Annotated in this window: 18 protein-coding genes and 2 tRNA genes; 4 read left to right on the forward strand and 16 right to left on the reverse strand. The window is 56.6% G+C overall.

The genetic code is table 11. The features are described 5' to 3' along the window. Nucleotides 1–47: 47 nt before the first annotated feature. Complete coding sequence (locus tag ABIK48_06200) at nucleotides 48–839, reverse strand: methyltransferase domain-containing protein (protein MEO0021751.1); 792 nt, start codon at nucleotides 837–839, stop codon at nucleotides 48–50. A 340-nt stretch (nucleotides 840–1,179) separates the two neighbouring features. Between ABIK48_06200 and ABIK48_06205 the strand changes: the two genes are divergently transcribed. Continuing rightward, nucleotides 1,180–1,253, forward strand: a tRNA-Arg gene (locus ABIK48_06205). Between the two features lies 1 nt (nucleotide 1,254). Here ABIK48_06205 and ABIK48_06210 read toward each other — a convergent pair. The 3 genes from ABIK48_06210 to ABIK48_06220 all read right to left on the reverse strand — a co-directional run bounded on the left by ABIK48_06210 (nucleotide 1,255) and on the right by ABIK48_06220 (nucleotide 2,079). Then, entirely contained in the window at nucleotides 1,255–1,677 is a 423-nt protein-coding gene (locus tag ABIK48_06210; protein ID MEO0021752.1) for a hypothetical protein, read from the reverse strand. 12 nt (nucleotides 1,678–1,689) lie between these two features. Further along, nucleotides 1,690–1,763 (reverse strand) — tRNA-Ile (locus ABIK48_06215). A 55-nt stretch (nucleotides 1,764–1,818) separates the two neighbouring features. Continuing rightward, entirely contained in the window at nucleotides 1,819–2,079 is a 261-nt protein-coding gene (locus ABIK48_06220; GenBank protein ID MEO0021753.1) for a hypothetical protein, read from the reverse strand. Nucleotides 2,080–2,180: 101 nt separating this feature from the next. Between ABIK48_06220 and murA the strand changes: the two genes are divergently transcribed. Genes murA through ABIK48_06235 form a run of 3 tightly spaced genes read left to right on the forward strand, consistent with a single transcriptional unit; the run spans nucleotide 2,181 to nucleotide 5,854 of the window. Then, nucleotides 2,181–3,443, forward strand: coding sequence for a UDP-N-acetylglucosamine 1-carboxyvinyltransferase (murA, locus tag ABIK48_06225; protein MEO0021754.1), 1,263 nt, complete (start codon nucleotides 2,181–2,183; stop codon nucleotides 3,441–3,443). Continuing rightward, on the forward strand, nucleotides 3,430–4,494 hold the full coding sequence (gene ispG, locus ABIK48_06230; GenBank protein ID MEO0021755.1) for a flavodoxin-dependent (E)-4-hydroxy-3-methylbut-2-enyl-diphosphate synthase: 1,065 nt from the start codon (nucleotides 3,430–3,432) through the stop codon (nucleotides 4,492–4,494). The genes murA and ispG overlap by 14 nt, the downstream gene beginning before the upstream one ends. 1 nt (nucleotide 4,495) lies before the next feature. Continuing rightward, nucleotides 4,496–5,854: a carcinine hydrolase/isopenicillin-N N-acyltransferase family protein gene (locus tag ABIK48_06235; GenBank protein MEO0021756.1), complete on the forward strand. Its 1,359-nt coding sequence runs from the start codon at nucleotides 4,496–4,498 to the stop codon at nucleotides 5,852–5,854. Here the strand turns inward: ABIK48_06235 and ABIK48_06240 are convergent. From ABIK48_06240 to ABIK48_06295, 12 genes are all read right to left on the reverse strand, one after another. Continuing rightward, nucleotides 5,851–6,615: an acyl-CoA dehydratase activase gene (locus ABIK48_06240; GenBank protein MEO0021757.1), complete on the reverse strand. Its 765-nt coding sequence runs from the start codon at nucleotides 6,613–6,615 to the stop codon at nucleotides 5,851–5,853. The two genes, ABIK48_06235 and ABIK48_06240, sit on opposite strands and share 4 nt — an antisense overlap. 2 nt (nucleotides 6,616–6,617) lie before the next feature. Next, nucleotides 6,618–7,697, reverse strand: coding sequence for a uroporphyrinogen decarboxylase family protein (locus tag ABIK48_06245; GenBank protein MEO0021758.1), 1,080 nt, complete (start codon nucleotides 7,695–7,697; stop codon nucleotides 6,618–6,620). Beyond that, nucleotides 7,694–9,076, reverse strand: a complete 1,383-nt coding sequence (locus tag ABIK48_06250) for a 2-hydroxyacyl-CoA dehydratase family protein (GenBank protein ID MEO0021759.1) — start codon at nucleotides 9,074–9,076, stop codon at nucleotides 7,694–7,696. Before ABIK48_06250 ends, ABIK48_06245 begins: the two co-directional genes overlap by 4 nt. After that, a complete protein-coding gene (locus ABIK48_06255; protein MEO0021760.1) occupies nucleotides 9,073–10,197 on the reverse strand; it encodes a 2-hydroxyacyl-CoA dehydratase family protein in 1,125 nt (374 codons plus the stop codon). The genes ABIK48_06250 and ABIK48_06255 overlap by 4 nt, the downstream gene beginning before the upstream one ends. After that, complete coding sequence (locus ABIK48_06260) at nucleotides 10,188–11,582, reverse strand: ASKHA domain-containing protein (protein MEO0021761.1); 1,395 nt, start codon at nucleotides 11,580–11,582, stop codon at nucleotides 10,188–10,190. The genes ABIK48_06255 and ABIK48_06260 overlap by 10 nt, the downstream gene beginning before the upstream one ends. After that, nucleotides 11,573–12,586 (reverse strand): uroporphyrinogen decarboxylase family protein, encoded by a 1,014-nt coding sequence (locus ABIK48_06265; GenBank protein ID MEO0021762.1) that lies wholly within the window; start codon nucleotides 12,584–12,586, stop codon nucleotides 11,573–11,575. The genes ABIK48_06260 and ABIK48_06265 overlap by 10 nt, the downstream gene beginning before the upstream one ends. Continuing rightward, the gene (locus tag ABIK48_06270; protein MEO0021763.1) at nucleotides 12,583–13,218 is read right to left on the reverse strand and encodes a corrinoid protein; all 636 of its coding nucleotides are present in this window, start codon (nucleotides 13,216–13,218) and stop codon (nucleotides 12,583–12,585) included. Before ABIK48_06270 ends, ABIK48_06265 begins: the two co-directional genes overlap by 4 nt. A 133-nt stretch (nucleotides 13,219–13,351) precedes the next feature. Beyond that, the gene (locus ABIK48_06275; protein MEO0021764.1) at nucleotides 13,352–15,496 is read right to left on the reverse strand and encodes a hypothetical protein; all 2,145 of its coding nucleotides are present in this window, start codon (nucleotides 15,494–15,496) and stop codon (nucleotides 13,352–13,354) included. A gap of 94 nt (nucleotides 15,497–15,590) precedes the next feature. Then, complete coding sequence (locus ABIK48_06280; protein ID MEO0021765.1) at nucleotides 15,591–16,229, reverse strand: RecX family transcriptional regulator; 639 nt, start codon at nucleotides 16,227–16,229, stop codon at nucleotides 15,591–15,593. Further along, complete coding sequence (recA, locus tag ABIK48_06285) at nucleotides 16,192–17,238, reverse strand: recombinase RecA (GenBank protein MEO0021766.1); 1,047 nt, start codon at nucleotides 17,236–17,238, stop codon at nucleotides 16,192–16,194. Before recA ends, ABIK48_06280 begins: the two co-directional genes overlap by 38 nt. A 62-nt stretch (nucleotides 17,239–17,300) precedes the next feature. Further along, a complete protein-coding gene (locus tag ABIK48_06290) occupies nucleotides 17,301–17,753 on the reverse strand; it encodes a thiamine-phosphate pyrophosphorylase (protein MEO0021767.1) in 453 nt (150 codons plus the stop codon). Nucleotides 17,754–17,840: 87 nt separating this feature from the next. Beyond that, nucleotides 17,841–18,017: a hypothetical protein gene (locus ABIK48_06295; GenBank protein MEO0021768.1), complete on the reverse strand. Its 177-nt coding sequence runs from the start codon at nucleotides 18,015–18,017 to the stop codon at nucleotides 17,841–17,843. Nucleotides 18,018–18,020: the final 3 nt, after the last annotated feature.

The raw sequence follows: 18,020 nt of genomic DNA on the forward strand, positions 1-18,020 counted from the left end.
TCACGAGCAGTAAACTTATTATGCGGTATCTCAATTAGTTCATCCGGCTACTTCTGACCGATATAGAATCCTCTGCCGACCTGATGCCGGTGGGCAGCATCGCGCCACATGTTCACCAGATTGACCGCAAACTGAAACAGATCCTGGCCGAAGTTCTGGAGAATCGTTGGTTTGAGCTTTTCTTCAACCATCACCTTGTATTCGTCAAAACAGCGGGCGAATTCCTCAGTCTGATCCTGAGCCTGAAGGATTTTGAAGCCGGCACGCTTGAGCACCTCCTGCCAGCCTTCAAAGGTCTCCATATAGGGAAATGCCATTGATTCGTAGAGTTTTGCCAGCAGATCCTCCTCAATTTTGCCGGTGATCACCCAGTCAGTGAATCCGATCTTGCCCCCCGGTTTCAATACCCGGTAGCATTCCCGTGCCAGCAGATCCTTGTCGGTTACATAGCACCACGCCTCCTGGCCCCAGACGATGTCAAAGGTGTTTGACTTGAACGGCATGTCCAGCGCGTTGCCTTCGACATAGGTGATCAGGTGGTCCAGTCCTGCATCTTTTGTCCGCTGCCGCGCCTTTTCCAGCATGGTCTTGGTAAAGTCCAGACCGGTTACCCGGACGCCGTACTTCTGTGCAATGTGCCGGGCAGGAGCACCCAGCGCACTGCAGACATCAAGCACATGCATCCCGGGCTTCAGTCCCAGCGCCTGAGCGAGCCGGTCGGTTGCCTCCAGTCCTCCGGAGTGAATCTGCTCACCCATGACCGCTTCCCAGAGCAGACCGCCCGGACCATCATAGACTTCCTGGACATCCTTACCGGTATAGTCGTAACGCTTCGGCATGGATCCTCCTTATTATGTTTTTAGTTTTGGGGTTACTGGTGATTACCCGCAGACTGCGGGAAGATAACCGGCAGTTCACTTACGCCTCCATCGCCAGCGGTCGGAACTGCCGGTTGGATATTTACCTTTTATAAAACAGAGCTGGAGTGACAGGTGATTTCGGAGCGAACTGCTCCGAAAGAGCCGGTGATTCATTTCCTGCGTCTCCGTTTGTTCACCGGTTTTGCCTGCCGGTAGAAGTGCTGCTGCATTGTATTTATTATAGAAGAGCAGAGATTACTGTCAAGCGGTGGTTTGGGATATATTGACTTTGCCCGTGATTTAATTAATAATGAATCAGGCGCCCGTAGCTCAGATGGATAGAGCGGCAGACTCCGGATCTGCAGGCCACGCGTTCGAATCGCGTCGGGCGCTTTCAGTTTTTATTATTTTCTGAATCCGGAAAGCGGGATTCCAGATATTTTAATACCCGTGCCGGGTTGGCAGGCAGCAGGAGATGAACACCGCGGAAGTTATCCAGAAAGTTCTTCCGGCTGAACGGGCTTAACACTACTCCCCCACTGGTGAGAAAAAAGCGGCGAAACCTTGACCATTCATAACTATAACAGAAAATTTTTTTGTCGATCGTAATACCCCGGGCATTCATTTTGTAGGTAATGGGGAGAAAATAGGTGTGAGTGGCAATGCTCAGCACGATTAGGGCGACCAGCATAAGTGTCGGTCCGAAGGAGAAAAAGGTAAAGAGCAGAAAAAGCAGGATGAAAGAGCCGATGAGCACGGTTTTCCCCGGCTGTTCCCGTGCCCGGTGTACCTGCCAGCTGATCTCCTGCTCGTCCATGGAAAAGTTGAGTGGGCCCGGTCCGGGTCGAACGGACGACCAACTGATTATGAGTCAGTTGCTCTGACCAACTGAGCTACGGGCCCGAGTATTTAGATTTAGATAATGTTAGCCCTGAAAATTGCAGAAGTCAACTGTCAGTCACCACTCGGATTCATCAGGTTCGTCAGGGTTCAGGGGGAAGTCTTCCAGCTCGTCAATATCGATGATGTCATTTTCCATATCACTGTCGGCACCGAAAAAGGGAGAGTCCGGTTCGGTCTCGGTTTCCAGATCAAGAGGTGCTGCGGGTTCCGTGTGAGTCCTCAACCGGTTTGACCTTTTTTTCCGTGTTTTTCTCTTTGCCTTCATATCAGCCTCCTTGAGCCAGATTTCATCCGGTTCTTGATAATATCTTCTCACCAGACTGAAATTAACAATTTTCAATCTGCTGTCAAGCAGAAGCATCTGCAGCGGACAGGGACGTGATTTGACAATCAGGCGGTTTATCGGGAAAATATACTGTGGACCGGTTCAGAATTCGCGGCGGCAGGCCGCTGCGGGGCGAGGTCCGGGTTGCCCGGGCGAAGAATGCAGTTCTGCCGCTGCTGGCAGCAGCCCTCCTGAGCGAAGATACCTGTGTCATTGAGGAGGTCCCCTTTCTTGATGATGTTGCCACGATGCTCAAGCTGCTGAAATCGATCGGGGTTAGGGTGGAGATGAGGAACCGGACGGTAAGGATCAGTGCCACCGGCAGACTGAAACCCGAGGCGCCCTATGACATCGTGCGCAAGATGCGGGCAAGCTATTATGTTCTGGGTCCGCTGCTTGCCCGATTCGGGGACTGCCGGGTTTCACTGCCGGGCGGCTGTGCAATCGGGCCCCGGCCGGTAGACCTTCATCTGAAAGGCATTACCGCGCTGGGAGCGAAGGTGAAGATTGAAAAAGGCTATATTCATGCCCGTGCCCGGTTGCTGCGGGGGAATACGATGATGCTGGAAGGGCAGAAGGGTCCGAGTGTCGGAGCGACGATTAATACGATGATGGCGGCAGTGCTGGCGCGGGGGGAGACAGTAATCGAGGGTGCTGCCTGTGAACCGGAAGTGGTAGATGTTGCCCAGTTTCTGAGCAAAATGGGGGCTGAGATTACCGGTGCCGGAACGCCGACAATTATCATCCGGGGCGTGAAGGAACTGCGGGGCGTCCGTCATACACCGATACCGGATCGGATTGAAGCCGGAACCTTTGCGGCTGCCGCCGCCATTACCCGGGGCCGGGTCGAGATTATCGGCTGTGAACCAAGGCATTTAACGGCGGTAATTACCAAGCTGCAGGAGTCCGGTGTCAGAGTAGAAGCGGGTGCTGATCGACTGCTGGTGGAAGCTGGTAGTCGCCCCCAGGCGGTAAAGATTTCCACCGCTCCCTATCCCGGTTTTCCTACAGACCTGCAGGCACAGTTTACCGCGCTTTTGAGTATCGCGCAGGGAACAAGCACGGTTACCGAAAATATTTTTGAGTCCAGATTTCTGCACTGTCTGGAACTCAACCGGATGGGTGCCTTAATTGACATTACCGGCAATATGGCGGTTATTCACGGCGTAGAACAGCTGGAGGGAGCACAGGTGATGGCATCAGATCTGCGGGCATCGGCGGCACTCGTACTTGCCGGTCTGGCGGCACGGGGTCAGACGGAGATATTGCGGATTTATCACCTGGATCGCGGCTACGAGCGACTGGAAAACAAGCTGAAGCCGCTGGGAGCAGATATCAGGCGTGTCAGTTTCTGAAAAGCAGAGGCTGGCGGTTACCGTTCGCAATCTGATAATCGGCGGAGGTGCGCCGGTCCGGGTGCAGTCCATGACCAAGACCCGGACCGATGATATCCGTTCAACCGTGCGGCAGATTCGGCGGCTTGCCCGGGCCGGATGTGAGCTGGTGCGGATCGCGGTCCCGGATGAGCAGAGTGCTGCGGTGCTGCCGGCGATTCGGGCGCAGGCGGATATGCCATTGGTTGCTGATATCCATTTTGATTACCGGCTGGCGTTGAAAGCAATAGATGCCGGATTTGACAAAGTGAGAATCAACCCCGGTAATATCGGTGCCCGCTGGAAGGTGAAGGAGATCATCCGGGCAGCAATGGATCATGGTGTGGCAATCCGGGTTGGAGTTAACTCCGGTTCGCTGCCCAAAACGGTACGACAGAAGGACGGGGTGTCGGCGCTGCTTGAGGCAATGGCAACCGGTCTGGAACCGTTTGAGCAACTGGGTTTCAAGGCAGTAGTGCTTTCCGCCAAGACTACCGAGACGCGTATGCTGATCAATGTTTATCAGGAGCTGAGCCGGCGTTACCCCTACCCGCTGCATCTCGGTCTGACCGAAGCCGGTCCGGCGTTTGAGGGTGCGATCAGGTCTGCAGCCGGAATGGCACCACTGCTGCTTCAGGGGATCGGGGATACAATCCGGATTTCACTAACCGGAGATCCGGTGCTGGAGGTGATTGCCGGTTATGAACTGCTGGCAGCGCTCGGACTGCGCCGGAAGGGACCGGTGGTGTATTCCTGTCCCGGTTGCGGGCGGACCCGAGTTGATATCAACCGTCTCGTCCGGGAAACGCGCCGGGCGCTCAGAGGAATTGATGCACCGGTGAAGATTGCGGTAATGGGATGTGTGGTCAACGGTCCTGGAGAAGCCCGTCAGGCAGATTTCGGCATTGCTGGTGGAAAAGAGCGGGGGGTAATTTTCAGCAATGGACAGGTGGTGCGCACCGTGGATGAAAAAAATCTGGTGCTGGAGTTGATTAAGGAGATAAAACAAAAACTGGCAGGGGCGCACAATTGAGATGAAACAGACCATTTTCTGCTGGGTGCTGTCGATCTTGGTGATGGTAAGTCATGCCTGCACCATCGGTGTTTTTGGTCCCTCGGCAACGGTTGACGGGCGGATAGTACTCTGGAAGAATCGGGATGTTACCAACCCCGACCAGGAGATGGGTGTGTTCCGGGGACCACGGTACCGGTTTGTTGCCAATGTTTATGCTGGTGAGACACTGGATGTCTGGGCCGGGATTAATGATGCCGGTTTTGCGATTATGAACTCCAATTCCTACAACCTCAGCGGTTATGGTGTGGGCGCAGATGACGGAAATATCATGCGGCAGGCACTGGGAAGTTGTGCGACGGTTGAGGATTTTGCAAAACTGATGGATTCACTGAATACAGTCGGGCGGGAAACACCGGCAAATTATGGTGTTTTTGATGCTACGGGCGCAGCGGCGATCTTTGAAGCCAGCAATACTTATTATTACCGGTTTGATGTTGATCGGGACTCATTGGGGTTTCAGCTCCGGGCAAATTTCTCCCTTGCCGGCGGTCCCAGCAGACTGCTCGGCAAAAACCGTTTTGAACGGGCGATGGAGCTCTGTACCGCCCGACTGAGGGAAAGCAGAATCTCGATGGACTTTATTATCCGGGTTCTGAGCCGGGATCTGGGGCAGGTCGGGTTTGAACCTTATCCCCTGCCGTTTCTGGGCAGAATGGATCCACTGCCTTACGGTTATCTGCCGATCGACACAACTATCGCCCGGGTAACTACCCGTTCGGTTGAAATCATGGTCGGACCCCAACCTGGTGCCAGCCCGAATACTGGAATGATGTGGGTTCTGCTCGGATCGCCACTGGCGACAATACCCGTTCCATTATGGATACAGGGGGGTGCGTTGCCGAAGGAGCTGAACGGGGCTAATACCGCACTGCTGTGTGATGAAGCAAAGCGGCTGTTCAGCTGGCTCTGTCCGGACCCGGACTTTCCCAAGGCGGTTAATACTTTCCGGCTTGCCCGCTGGCTGGATTATATTGCCCCCCGGGAATCGATCATACTCCAGCTGGTTGCGGAAAAAGAGCAGGAGTGGGGACCGGATGGCCCGGATTCACTGGCAGCAGCACAGCTGACCCGGTATGTATGTCAACTGGCTGTAGCTGCCTACCAAGAGTTCTGGCAGGAGAATGATCCGAAATTTGATGCGGAAAGCGAGCGGGCAAGATTGACGGTGCAGCGGTCAGGACGCACCGAAACACTGCACCGCCTGCCACCCCGTATCAGACTGTTTGATGTTGCCGGTCGCCGGGTTTTTCAATATCAGCCGGGTGTGATGATCATTTGTGATGACAGCACCCGGCAGAAACTGCTGATTATCAATTAAGCGGAAAGAGTGGCACCGAAGGCGGCTGCCAACAGAGGGAACTGTGCGGTCTGAACCGGCAGGTTGAGCGTCTTTGTCAGAGCGGACTGCATGCCAGAATTTAATGCGGTCCCACCGGTGAAGATTATTTCCGCGGTAATAGAGAGCCGGGCAGCCATTGCGGCAATCCGGCTGGCGAGCGCGAGATGCAGTCCGGCAATGATATCCTCCGCCGGTGTGTCAGCGGCGACCATGGAAAGAATCTCAGTTTCTGCCATGACGACACACAGACTTGAGAGAGTAACCGGTTTCTGGGAACGGGTGCTCAGTTCACCGAACTGTTCAATCGGAATGTCCAGCGCCCGGGCGATGAATTCCAGAAAACTGCCGGTGCCGGCGGCACAGCGGTCATTCATCACAAAGTCCTGAATCTGGCCTTCGCTGTTCAGGCTGATGACTTTGGAGTCCTGACCGCCGATGTCAATGATTGTCCGGCACCCGGGATGCCAGTGCCGGATGCCCCGGGCGGTTGCGGTGATTTCGGTAACGGTCGCATGGGCAAAATTGACACTGTGCCGGGCATAGCCGGTGGCGATGATCCGGAAGAGGTCATGCTGGCTCAGTTGTGCCTGTTCCAGCGCAGTGGTCAGTGTCTTTACCGCTGTCTGGCGCGGGTACATGCCGGTTCGGCTGACAGCGGTGGCGGCGATCCGGTCCTGTTCCGGTTCATAGATGACTACCTTGGTGTTTGCCGAACCGACGTCAATACCAGCGATGTACATTGTCATTGCCTCCGTGCCGGTTTGGGAGGAAATTCATAGCCACCGGCAATTTTAGCGGTCCGGACAAAGGTGGCAAGATTTTCGGGCGGGGTTGCCAGCGGGACTTCACAGCCGGTGGCGCAGACATAGCCGCGGGGACAGGTCTTTCCGAGCCGGACCATGGCTTCGACCCCGGAGTCGATTTCGGCCGGGGTGGCAAGCCAGAGAGTGGTGGTGTCAAAGTTGCCGATGAGCCGGACCTGATGACCTACCGTTGCCAGCGCCCGCTCAAGCGGAATCCGGTCAATACTCACCAGATCAGCACCGGTCTGAGGTATGAGCGGGATGATGCCGGTGGTGTCGCCGCAGATGTGCAGGACCACATCCAGATCATACCGGTGCCAGAAGCTGATTACCGCTCTCTCATAGGGCAGGGCAAACTCCGCATACTGCTGGGGACTGAGGACGCTGCCGGAGGCAAGTGGATCAACAAGGATTGGCAGGGCACCGGCACGGATGATCGACCGGGAGAAGGCGATGACTGCCCGGGTTGCATAGTCCAGAAGGTGTTTTACGGCGTCGGGATTTTCAATCAGCCCGATCAGAAACGCCTCCGGATCAACAAGCTGCTGGGCGGTGGTAAATGGCGCCGGAATGTATGCCAGTACCGGTATCCGGTCAGCCACCGCCTCGTAGGCATAGTTAATGGCATCCAGATAGACACCGAGCCGGCCGAATCCGCGGCTGAAAAGTGCCGGCAGGGAAGGAGCGGTGCCGATCTCCTCTAGCGCCTGTTCCAGATCCGGCCAGCGGGGTTGGGCAAGGACCGGCAGTTCCGATTCCGGATAGTAATACCGGGAGCCGAGCCCTTCGGCGATAATTCCGACCTCGGAGAATACCGAGATGAAATCGGTCTGGAAATGGTCCTGAGCCCGGAGCTGACATTTTGCCATGACCGTGCCGTCCGTATAGTAGTCCCGCAGGGAGACGCCGCAGAAGCCGGCCGCATAGGAGGTGAGCAGGGGGAAAACCGGAACCCGGTCCTGAGGTTCGTCAATGACCAGCAGTCCGAACCGTTCGCGCGGGTTCAGTAGTTCACTCATCGCCGGCTCCGCAGCAGTTCCAGAAAGGCATCAATTCTGGTTTTTGTCTGGCGGTCGATTTCCCGGTTGGGCGGGGCAACATCAAACTCCAGCACCGGAATCTGCAGCTGTTCACGGACGAGACTGCCAATCAATCGGGACTCCATGGCACAGTGAGAACCACCCAGGATTCCGGAGATAATCAGTCCTTCGGCCCGGTTTGCCTGCGCCTGCCGGATGAGCATTTCTGCCCGTTCCCGGGATGTGCCGTTAAGCGAACCGTCAATATGGGAGCGGGCAATTGCGGTCAGTGGCGGCTGGGACTGATCGATCAGGGTCAGCGCCTGATTGATCACATATTCGGTGGCAACAATCCGGGCGCCCTGATCCTCGGCATAGGTGAGCAGCAGCGGATCAGCCGGGGGTGTAAGCCAGGCGAGCCGCAGTGCCTCCGGAGGGACAACCGGCTGGCGGGTTTGCCGGCGGTATTCAGCAGTTGCCAGCAGATGTCTGAGGATTGCGGTCCATTCCGCAATGTCCGAATAGTAATGAAGACAGCCGAATTCAATGACCATTATCTCCAGCGCCGGCAGGACCGCATCCTGGTAGGCAAGCTGGCGCAGCCGGGCGGTCATGGTCCGGACCGCATTTGCCTGAGCAATGCTTTGAGCAAGAGCAGATTCAGTCAGGTGAGTGCCGGTCAGTTCCTCAAGGGCCGAAATCACCCGGTGGTACTCCGCCACCAGCAGATCGCTGAGCGGCTCAATGTTTTCCGGCTGGCGGAGCGGGGTTTCAACCCAGAGGCAGCTGCCGGTGAGCCGGGCGACAAGGTTCTCAACACCGGAATAGTCATCGCAGGATGCGCCGGTAGCAGCGATGATCAGATCCGGGTCCGGGAAATAGCTGTGCTTGGCAAAGGCACCAAGGGCAGCCCGGGAGTAGCAGGTGGCCTCGCCGATCCCGAGCCGGGCCGCAGTCTCAAGTAGAACTTTGCTTTCCATGACAAAGGGTGTCCACCACCAGCAGTCCGGGTAAAAGGGAACACAGTCTGGAAAGGCGTTTACCAGCACCGCCAGCGGTCCGAGATCGCCCATGACCGCGATTACTCTCCTGCCGATCTGCCGGGCACGGAACAGCCGTTCCGATTCGTTATTGACAAAGCCCCAGAGCCGGAGGGCGGCGAGGGAGTTGTCAAATTTGAGCCGGCGCAGGTGCCGGGCGCCATAAATGGCAAATACCTGCGGTGGAAACAGGTACTTGGACCAGGCATCCTGATTGGGCGGAAAATAGTGAAATTTTTCAATCAGCTCATCCGGAATCTGCTGAAAGAGGTCATCCCACTCCTCAAAGGTGATCCGTGCCGGGACCGGGTCCTGATAGCCGAAGTTAAATCCGGTCATTTTCCTGCTCCGGTCAGGATTTCAACAAACGCCTCAATCCGGGTGCGCAGCTGTTCAAAATGCTGGCGGGAGTAGTCATGGTCGATCTCCAGCATCGGCAGGCCGGTTGCCCGGCGGAGGTCCCGGGCCTCGAAACGCCAGGGGTCGCAGTAGAGCAGGGTCTGAAACACGATCCCCTGAACCTGGCGTTCGGCAATCAGCTGCCGGATGTGCTGAAAGAGTGCGGTGTTCGGGCGCCGGCAGGGACAGGGGATGCGGTTGAAGTAGTATTCGGCAAGCGCGCGGAAAGGATCGGAACCGGTGGTAATATCTCCTTCAATAAACCGGGCGCCGGTGCAGATCACATCGGCGACAATCGCCGCCCGCTCCTCAAGCAGACTGATTACCTCCCGTTCCTCCTCGGCAATGATGCTGCCGGCAAGCAGAAGCCGGGGAGGTGTTGGTTGCCGGTTGAAGACCTGGTTCGTAGCCCGATTTTTTATTTGCGCAATCAGCGGAAGTAGATCTGCCGGTTCAAGCAGAGTTGCCAGGCTGATCAGGTCAAACAGCTCTCCGGTAGTCAGCAGGGGAACTGGCGAGACCCGCAGAGCTTCAATACTGCGCAGGGCGGAGCGGAGCCGGTTGCCAATTTCAATTTCATTCTGGAGGTGCTGGTCATCAATGGCGGTGCCGGTAAGGCGGGTGACAAAGTCGGCGAGTCGGCGCAGCTGGTGTTCAAATTCGGCAATCCGGGCCGGGAAGGGCTCGGCAGTGCGGGGGAGATAAAGCTGAAATACGGGGATTGAAACCCGGGTACCAACCAGTTCCGGCAGGCGGCGCATCATATCGCAGGTATTGACAAAAATCAGCATGTCCATGAGCCGGTAGAGCGGGTCCGAGAGGAGTTTTTCCAGACTGCTCTTGCAGAAGGGGCAGGCATCGGCCCGGAGATGTCGCTCACCGAGCTGGGATGACGGATAATCAGCCCGGGCAAGCCGGATTGGAACTGCGCCGGCTGCCCGCAGCAGCTCCACCGGCACATAGAGGCAGAAGTAGCCGGCAAGCTTCCTGCCCCGGGCTTTGAGCTCCTGAAGTTCATTCAGGCGCCGGGCGGCCAGATCCTGCCGGTTGATCAGCTCCATGGTTTGAGCTCCATGCATTCAATAAACAGCTCTTCAAACTCCGGTTCCTCGGCGAGCATGATTTCCTCACACCTGTCGGCGATGGCGGTGGCGGTCTCCAGCAGTTCCGGATTAATTGTTGCCCGGACCGCACCGGCGAGCGCCAGGTCAGGGTGCTGGCGGATCCGTTTTGTCTCCATGTGCGGCAGTAGGCCGATGGTGAAGGCGGAGTCAGGGTTGATCCGGTTGCCGAATCTGCCGGTAATGAAGATCCGGTCGAGCATGGTGGATTCAGGCCGGTCGGTGCCGAACCACCGTCGCAGCAGAATCCGGATGCCGGCGGCGATTGCCGCCTTTGCCAGTTGAATTTCCCGAAGGTCGGACTGGGATAGATAGACCGGATTCTGCTCATCAGGGTGGAGGAGCAGCCGGTCGCCGGTTCGGAGCCGGCCCGAGGGCATAATCAGACCTGCCTTCAGTCCCTCAGCAACCGCATCCAGAACCCCGGAGCCGCAGATGGCAACCGGTGGACGATTACGGACCGTAATCAGTTTCCAGCCTTCAGGACGGTAGCGGCAGGCACGGATCGCACCGGACCGGGCAAAACTGCCGCACTCCAGTGTCGCTCCTTCAAATGCCGGACCGGCAGCGGTGGAGCAGGCAATGAGACGCTCGCGATTGCCCAGCACCAGTTCACCGTTGGTTCCGGCGTCAATCAGCAGGCATGGTCGGCGGCTTTGATAGAGACCGCTGGCAAGAATCGCCGCGGTGCAGTCACTGCCGATAAAGGAGCCGAGCAGGGGCAGGGTTCTGATGAGCAGACTCTCGCACCGGACAGAAATTACCTTTTTCAGTGGCAGGCAGGAGCGGTAAGGATAGATGCCGAGGGAAGCGGGATTTTCCCCGAAGAGGAAGTGCATCATTACCGTGTTGCCGACCGCAATTATAGGGTGACGCCGGTCCAAGCCGATTTCTTCGCCGTACCGGGCAAGCAGTTCGGCAAGCCGGATCTTTTTTACATTTGCTGCCTGGACGATCCGGCTGAGTACATCCGCTCCGTATCTTGTCTGAGGATTGAGCATCGTCTCCTGCCGCTGTATCCTTTTTCTTAACCGGTCAACCGCTGCCAGAGCGATTGTGGTTGTGCCGATGTCCGCTGCCAGCCACAGCTGTGCCGATTTCGGACGGCGGGGTGGAGGAGTTTCTCCTGCCCCCGTGAGATCGACCGCCACCGGCACCGGTTTCTGAGGAATGAACTGGCAGGCGAGCACCGGACTGCCGTCTACGAGTACCCGGCACTTGCCGCAGCTGCCATTGCCGCCGCAGTCGCCCGGAACCGGAATGCCAGCCTGAAGCAGCAGATCACGCAGGTTCTGTCCTTGCCGGGGCCGGACCTTTATGACCACTGCCACCTCCGGGCGGTCTGAATCAGCGTCTGAATATTGGCAGGCGGTGTTGAAGGTGGGACATCGCAGGCACTGGCGAGGATCAGCTTGGGCAAGGCGGTGGCAAGACATTTTTCGGCTGCGCTTTGGACTTCTGCCGGCGTGCCGTCTGCCAGCAGGGTGGTGGAGACATTGCCCATGATTATCTGTTCCGGGCCCAGCCGGTTCCGAACGAGTTCCATGCTGATGTCGTCAATACTCAGGATCTCGGCACCGGAAGCTGCCAGCAGATCAAGAATAGTGGTGGTATCACCGCAGATGTGCAGGCCGGTCCAGAGACCAAGGGCATGAATTTCAGCAACCAGCTCTCTGAGGCAGGGCAGGGCAAACCGGGCAAAGTGCTCGCGACTGATGAGGCTGCCCGAAGCCATCGGATCACCGATAAAGGGAATTCCGCCCGCCTGAATAATTGCCCGGGCAAAATGTTTCTGGTTTTCCGTTGCCAGCCGGAGAAAATGGTCAGCCTGCTCCGGCGCCTCAACCAGCAGGGCGAGGAACTCCTCCGGTCCGGCAAGAAAGCTGGCAAGGGAGAAGGGTCCTTTCAGTGAGCCGAGAATGAAAACCTCATCGGCCGTCAGCTGCCGGAGCTTGCAGATCGCCGCCAGAATTACCGGCATTCTCTCCGACCGCTGGGGGTCGGCAATGCGGGCATGATTCCCCGCAGGTGTCAACAGCACCGGCGGTTCATCCTCCGGTATGTCAATCTGACAGCCCATCGCCTCTGCCTCCACGAGCACATCGGCAAAAACCATCACCAGATCGTAGTCAAACAGCCGGTAGGAGTGGTCCAGGACTGCACTCAGTAATTCGGCATCGGTCAGCACCCGGTAGAGCTTTTCGCCGGCAAGCCGGGCAGCGCAATTGGCAACGACGATTGGAAACACTGCCGGTTCAATCTGCTGCTTAATCAGTTCCGCCGCGGACCGATCAAGAAGCCGGGTAATCCTTGTTAGCTTGGTTTTCACTCGGTCAGACGCCGGATTTCCCGGACCGCATTATGGGCATCCGGGGCATAGCCGTCCGCACCGATCTTCTCGGCAAAGAGCCGGTTAACCGGTGCCCCGCCCACGAGCACCTTCACCTGGTCGCGCAATCCTGCCCGCTTCAGCGCCTCAATGACCTTCGCCATGTTCGGCATGGTGGTGGTCATCAGGGCGGACATGCCGATGGCGGCAACTCCATCCCGGACCGCATTGACAAACTGCTCGATGGGAACATTTCTGCCGAGATCTATCACCTCGTAACCGGCTGCCTGCGCCATCACCTTGACGATATTCTTACCGATGTCATGGATATCGCCCTGGACCACTCCCAGTGCGATCCGGGACCGGCGGGCAGGGGTGCGGGGAAGGTGTTCTCTGAGAATATCAAAACCGGCATACATCGCCTTGGCGGCGGCAAGCACCTCGGGGACAAAATACTCCTGACAGGCAAACTTTTCGCCGACCAGCCGCATTCCCCGTGCCAGTCCCTGCTCGAGGGCAATGTCGGCAGCGATTCCCTGCGCCAGCGCCTGCTCACAGAGCTGGAGCACCTCATCCTTTGCCATCCGGAGGACCGCATCTGCCATCCGGTCAAGAATATCCGTGGGATTCATCAGTAAGTTTAATGATATCGATAAAAAAACAACGGGCAAGCACAGTCGGACTCGGGTTGAAGAATAAAAATCCGGTACACTCCGTACTGCCGGTTAAAAGATAAAGATATCCTGTGCGCTTACCGATTCTCCGTTATCTTTCCGGTACCGGCGGATTTTTCAGCTGCTGATAACGTTTTCTGCCTTCAGGGGTGCGGAAGTCAATGCCTGCTGCCCTGCCTTCCCGTTCCAGCTGCTCCATGCAGCCGGCGAGGAAGTCATCATCCAGCATCCTGCCGGCAAGGTCACCGGTCTTTTTCTGTTCCACCGGCATCAATCTTCTTGTTGCTTCAGCCGAGACATCCTGCCGTTCGCCGGTTACCAGCCAGTAGACCTCAGTGCCGGGTCTGCCTCCGATCACAAACCGGTTGCCCGATATCTTTTCCGCTACATACACATCGGAAGTTCCAACACCGGTCAACTGAATATGGGGGTTCCGGTTGAGTGCAGAAAAATAGTCCGGCAGTCTCACTTCAGCCCGGCCCTGCTCATCAAGGATGACACTGCCCTCATAAATGTTTCTCATCTCCGGTCCTTCAATAAAATAGTGATTGAGAATTTTGCCATACGGGTCAAGCGGATGGTCGATGGTAAATGAACCACCGGCTTTGGACAGGATCCCACAGCGCAGCTGGTTTGATGCGGTGGCGACTGTTCCGTTTAATGCCACAGCGTTGGTGTAACCAGCTGGGACGACCGAGTGGTAATTGGCAGCCAGACTGTAGTCTGCCGCAGCAGTATCGGCACAACCGCCGGCTACCGTGGCAAAATAATGATTGGCCAGATTATTAGCACCCCCACTGATTGTGGTTAGCGATGATTCCGCCCGGTTATTGTAACCGCCACTGATTGTTGCGGCAGAGCCAGTAGCCCGATTTCCGATTCCGCCCATGGCAGTGGCGCAGTATCCGCTGGCGATGTTAAAATAGCCACCGGCAACCGTGGTGTAGGCAGAATCGGCAAAATTATCGTAGCCACCACCGATTGTAGAATACAATCCTCTTGCAAAGTTAAATTTGCCGCCGCCTACAAAAGCATACCGGGCACGTGCCCCATTGTTAGTACCACCGACAACTGTGGCTGCAGTGTCAGTAGAGGTGACGCCGGCGGTGTTGCAGTACCCCCCCAGCACACTGCCAAAAGTCGCTTTGGCAGAATCACACAAACCGCCGGCAACGGTGGCAGCCAAATCGCCTGCCAGGTTTTGCCCGCCACCCGCCACAGTGGAAATGACGGAACCCGCAGTATTGTATTGACCACCGCCGACGGTTGCGTAGTTTGATAACGCCTGGTTATAGCCACCGCCGCAGACCGTTGCGTGTTCCCATCCAGCTCGGTTATATACACCACCGCCGACGGTAGTTCCTTTTGCCCTAGCAATGTTGCGATACCCCCCGTTTACTGTGCAGAAGGAATCTTCTCCGCTGCTGGCTATTCCGGTCGTGCAGCTGATTCCAAGATTGATCTGGGTATGACGGGCAAACCCTAAAAGTCCGTTCTGGGCACCGCCCCGGGCAATACCCAGTGATCTTATTGTAAAAAGGACAGAATCGGGTGTGCCGCGGACCCAGGCATTGTCTCCTGTCCCTACCTCATCATTTGCCGGACTCCACTGTGTTCCATTCCACTTGAGCACCTGTCCGGTATTGGCACCCATCTGGTTCAGATCTGCTGCCATGATCGCACCGTCCTGAATCTTGGCACTGGTAACAGCACTGGAGGCAATTACCGGATTGGGATAGGTGCCGGTCAAGTCGCCACCAGCATTACCAGCCGGTGAAGCGTAATTGGCGCTGTCCGCCTTGAATGCATAGGCAGTGGATACAATCCGTAGTCTCGGCGTCAATTCTGTGCCCGCGCCAATCTGCAGGGAAAGATACAAACCACCCTGGTCAGGAACATAGGGGATTGGATTGACCGAGCCGAGGAGCACCGAAAACAGACCGCTTTTTACCGGTACGGTCTGGGTTTCGTTCCAGAATGCGGTTCCACCGGATTGCTGAGTATAGAGCCGGAAGGTCAGCTGATAGCTGCTGTCCGGGACCGGATTGCCGAGGCTGTCGGTCAGTTTTCCCTGATAGGAGAGCATTCTGGGAATCGTAATTGCATCAGCAGCGGTCGGGTTGTCAGTTACGGGTGCTGTGACTGCACCCGGAGCTGGTAGAAAAAGCGCATCCTCAGCTGCCAAAAGCATGGCAATGAGGATCGTTACACAGGACAGAATCATCCTGCGTTTCATGTTAACCTCCTTGATAATTTATGTGCACAAGCCCTCGCCACTAAGGGTAGATCATAAGCCCTGGTGGCTGGTTAATTATTGCTGAAATTGTTTTTTATGTCAACAGGTTTTGGGAGGTGTCCTGCCGGTATTGCCGGAGTACCTGGTCAATGGTATCAGCGGCAAATCCCCGGCGCGCCAGCAGGCCATAGAGCCGGCGCAGCCGGGTCTGCGGATCAAGTCGGCGGTAGCGGGGCAGGTGATGCTCAAGCACCATCCTTGCCGCCGCCAGTTCGGAGGGTGCTGTCTGCAGGGCGGTAAGGACGGTTTCCGGAGCAATGCCCTTTTTCAGCAGTTCCTGTTTTACCCGGAATTTCCCCTTGTGACCGACAGTGATCCGTGCCTCAACATAGTCCCGGGCGAGCTTCTCATCATCAACAATACCCAGTTCCCGGAGTCGGGCAAGCACCTTTTCAACTATTTCCGGCGAATAGCCCTTTTTGTCGAGCCGTTCCCTTAACTCCTTTTCACTGCGCGCCCGGTAGGAGAGGAGCCGGAAGGCATCGTCCCGGCAGTGGCGGAACTGTTCCTCAAGGACAATCTGTTCCAGCAGCTTGGGGTCAACCCGGGTGCCGGCTTTGAGCCGGAACTGGGCTACCGTCTCCCGGTCAAGCGAGAAGGCGTACTCACCGTCAACAAATACCGAGAGCCGTTTCTTACTTCTTCTTTGTGGCTTGAGGGCGGATATCCTCATCCCGGACTCTGAGCCTGGGCAGTTTCAGTTTCTCCCGCAGCGCCGCCTCGATCTTCTGGGCGACATCCTTATGGCTTTTAAGGAACTCAATTGCCGCTTCCCGTCCCTGACCGAGCCGGACATTGCCGAAGGAGAAGTAGGCGCCGGATTTGTCAATGATGCCCTGTTCGGTGCCGAGGTCAATCAGTTCGCCGGCATGGGAGATGCCTTCGCCGTAGATGATGTCAAACTCCACCTCGCGGAACGGCGGGGCGATCTTGTTCTTGACCACCCGGACCTTGGTGCGCGAGCCGATCACCTGTTCACCCCTTTTGATCGCTGCCACCCGGCGGACATCAAGCCGGACAGTCGCATAGAACTTGAGCGCCAGACCGCCGGTGGTCGTCTCCGGGTTGCCGAACATGACCCCGATTTTCTGCCGGATCTGGTTGGTGAAGATGGCGCAGGTTTTGGACTTGGAGATGACGCCGGCAAGTTTGCGCAGTGCCTGGGACATGAGCCGTGCCTGAACCCCGACAAAGGAGTCGCCGATTTCACCCTCAATCTCTGCCCGGGGCACGAGCGCTGCCACTGAGTCAATGACAAACAGGTCCAGACCGCCGGAGCGGGTCAGTGTTTCCGCGATTTCGAGCGCCTGTTCGCCGGAGTCGGGCTGAGATACCAGCAGCTCACGGAGATTGACTCCGAGCTTCTCCGCATACTTCGGGTCCAGGGCATGCTCGGCATCAATGAAGGCGGCGGTGCCGCCCTGGCGCTGACACTGGGCAATAATCTCCAGGGCAAGTGTGGTCTTGCCTGAGGACTCCGGACCGAAGATTTCAACAATTCTGCCCTTGGGTACACCGCCGACCCCCAGAATTGAATCCAGACCGATGGAACCGGTGGGAATGGCTTCAATTTCCACTACCGCGCCTTCTTCGCCGAGCTTCATGATCGCACCCTTGCCGAACTGTTTTTCAATCTGTCCCAGGGCATTGCTCAACGCCTTGAATTTCTCTTCCTTTGCCATAGCTCCTCCATTTGATTTTATCCTGCGCCGCTTTCAGAAGTATAGAACTCCACACCCTGAAGTCAAGCCCGCAGTTGCTCCAGCCGGGCAAGTGCGCGTTTTTCCAGTGAATAAAGTGTAAACCGGAGCTGCTTGAAGAAGGAGGCATATCGCCGGCGGTCTTTGGTGTATTCCAGTTTAAGCATTTCCTCCAGTACCCGTGCTGCTTCCTCGGACCGCTTGAAATTGGCGGTGAGCACATCCTCCAGACCTCGGCGTTTCATCCGGTCAAACCGGTCGGACCTGCCCGGGTCGTTTTCACTGGAACGAGAAGAAATCACTGCCCGACGCAATGGTGCAATTTTTTTGCTGAGCCGGATGCGCAGATTCCGGATCCGCGCAAGTAGCGGTTCATCCTCCAGTCCGAACCGGATGATATCTTCAATCACCCGTAATCCTTCAGTCAGCCGGTTGATATTGGCATCGATGATTCTTGCCTGTTTGGAACTTAGTTCCGGCTGGCAGTTCTGCCGCATTCGGTTCAGGTTAACTTCTATGCCGGAAAGGTCAATTAAATAAAAACGCCCGGTGCTCGATCACCGGGCGTTATCGGGGTTTTCGTTTCAGAATCCGCCGCCGCAGCAGCCACCGTAGCGCTTCGGCTCTTCCTTCTCCTTCTTCTTCATCGGTTTATCACAGCAGTAGATCTCGCACTGCTCATAGCCGCATTCCTTGGTGACCATCACTTCAACGCCGCACTTTTCACAGTACAGGACATCGCCACTTTTCTTTTTTGCCATTTT

The organism is candidate division WOR-3 bacterium (assembly GCA_039801085.1).
GTDB lineage: Bacteria > Hydrothermota > Tepidihabitantia > Tepidihabitantales > Tepidihabitantaceae > JAOABP01.

Bases quoted from the DNA above. Each gene is read 5' to 3' on its own strand.
- ABIK48_06200 (MEO0021751.1), bottom strand. From the start codon at position 839: ATGCCGAAGCGTTACGACTATACCGGTAAGGATGTCCAGGAAGTCTAT.
- ABIK48_06210 (MEO0021752.1), bottom strand. From the start codon at position 1,677: ATGGACGAGCAGGAGATCAGCTGGCAGGTACACCGGGCACGGGAACAG.
- ABIK48_06235 (MEO0021756.1), top strand. From the start codon at position 4,496: ATGAAACAGACCATTTTCTGCTGGGTGCTGTCGATCTTGGTGATGGTA.
- ABIK48_06240 (MEO0021757.1), bottom strand. From the start codon at position 6,615: ATGTACATCGCTGGTATTGACGTCGGTTCGGCAAACACCAAGGTAGTC.
- ABIK48_06245 (MEO0021758.1), bottom strand. From the start codon at position 7,697: ATGAGTGAACTACTGAACCCGCGCGAACGGTTCGGACTGCTGGTCATT.
- ABIK48_06250 (MEO0021759.1), bottom strand. From the start codon at position 9,076: ATGACCGGATTTAACTTCGGCTATCAGGACCCGGTCCCGGCACGGATC.
- ABIK48_06255 (MEO0021760.1), bottom strand. From the start codon at position 10,197: ATGGAGCTGATCAACCGGCAGGATCTGGCCGCCCGGCGCCTGAATGAA.
- ABIK48_06270 (MEO0021763.1), bottom strand. From the start codon at position 13,218: ATGAATCCCACGGATATTCTTGACCGGATGGCAGATGCGGTCCTCCGG.
- ABIK48_06275 (MEO0021764.1), bottom strand. From the start codon at position 15,496: ATGAAACGCAGGATGATTCTGTCCTGTGTAACGATCCTCATTGCCATG.
- ABIK48_06280 (MEO0021765.1), bottom strand. From the start codon at position 16,229: ATGAGGATATCCGCCCTCAAGCCACAAAGAAGAAGTAAGAAACGGCTC.
- recA (MEO0021766.1), bottom strand. From the start codon at position 17,238: ATGGCAAAGGAAGAGAAATTCAAGGCGTTGAGCAATGCCCTGGGACAG.
- ABIK48_06290 (MEO0021767.1), bottom strand. From the start codon at position 17,753: ATGCGGCAGAACTGCCAGCCGGAACTAAGTTCCAAACAGGCAAGAATC.
- ABIK48_06295 (MEO0021768.1), bottom strand. From the start codon at position 18,017: ATGGCAAAAAAGAAAAGTGGCGATGTCCTGTACTGTGAAAAGTGCGGC.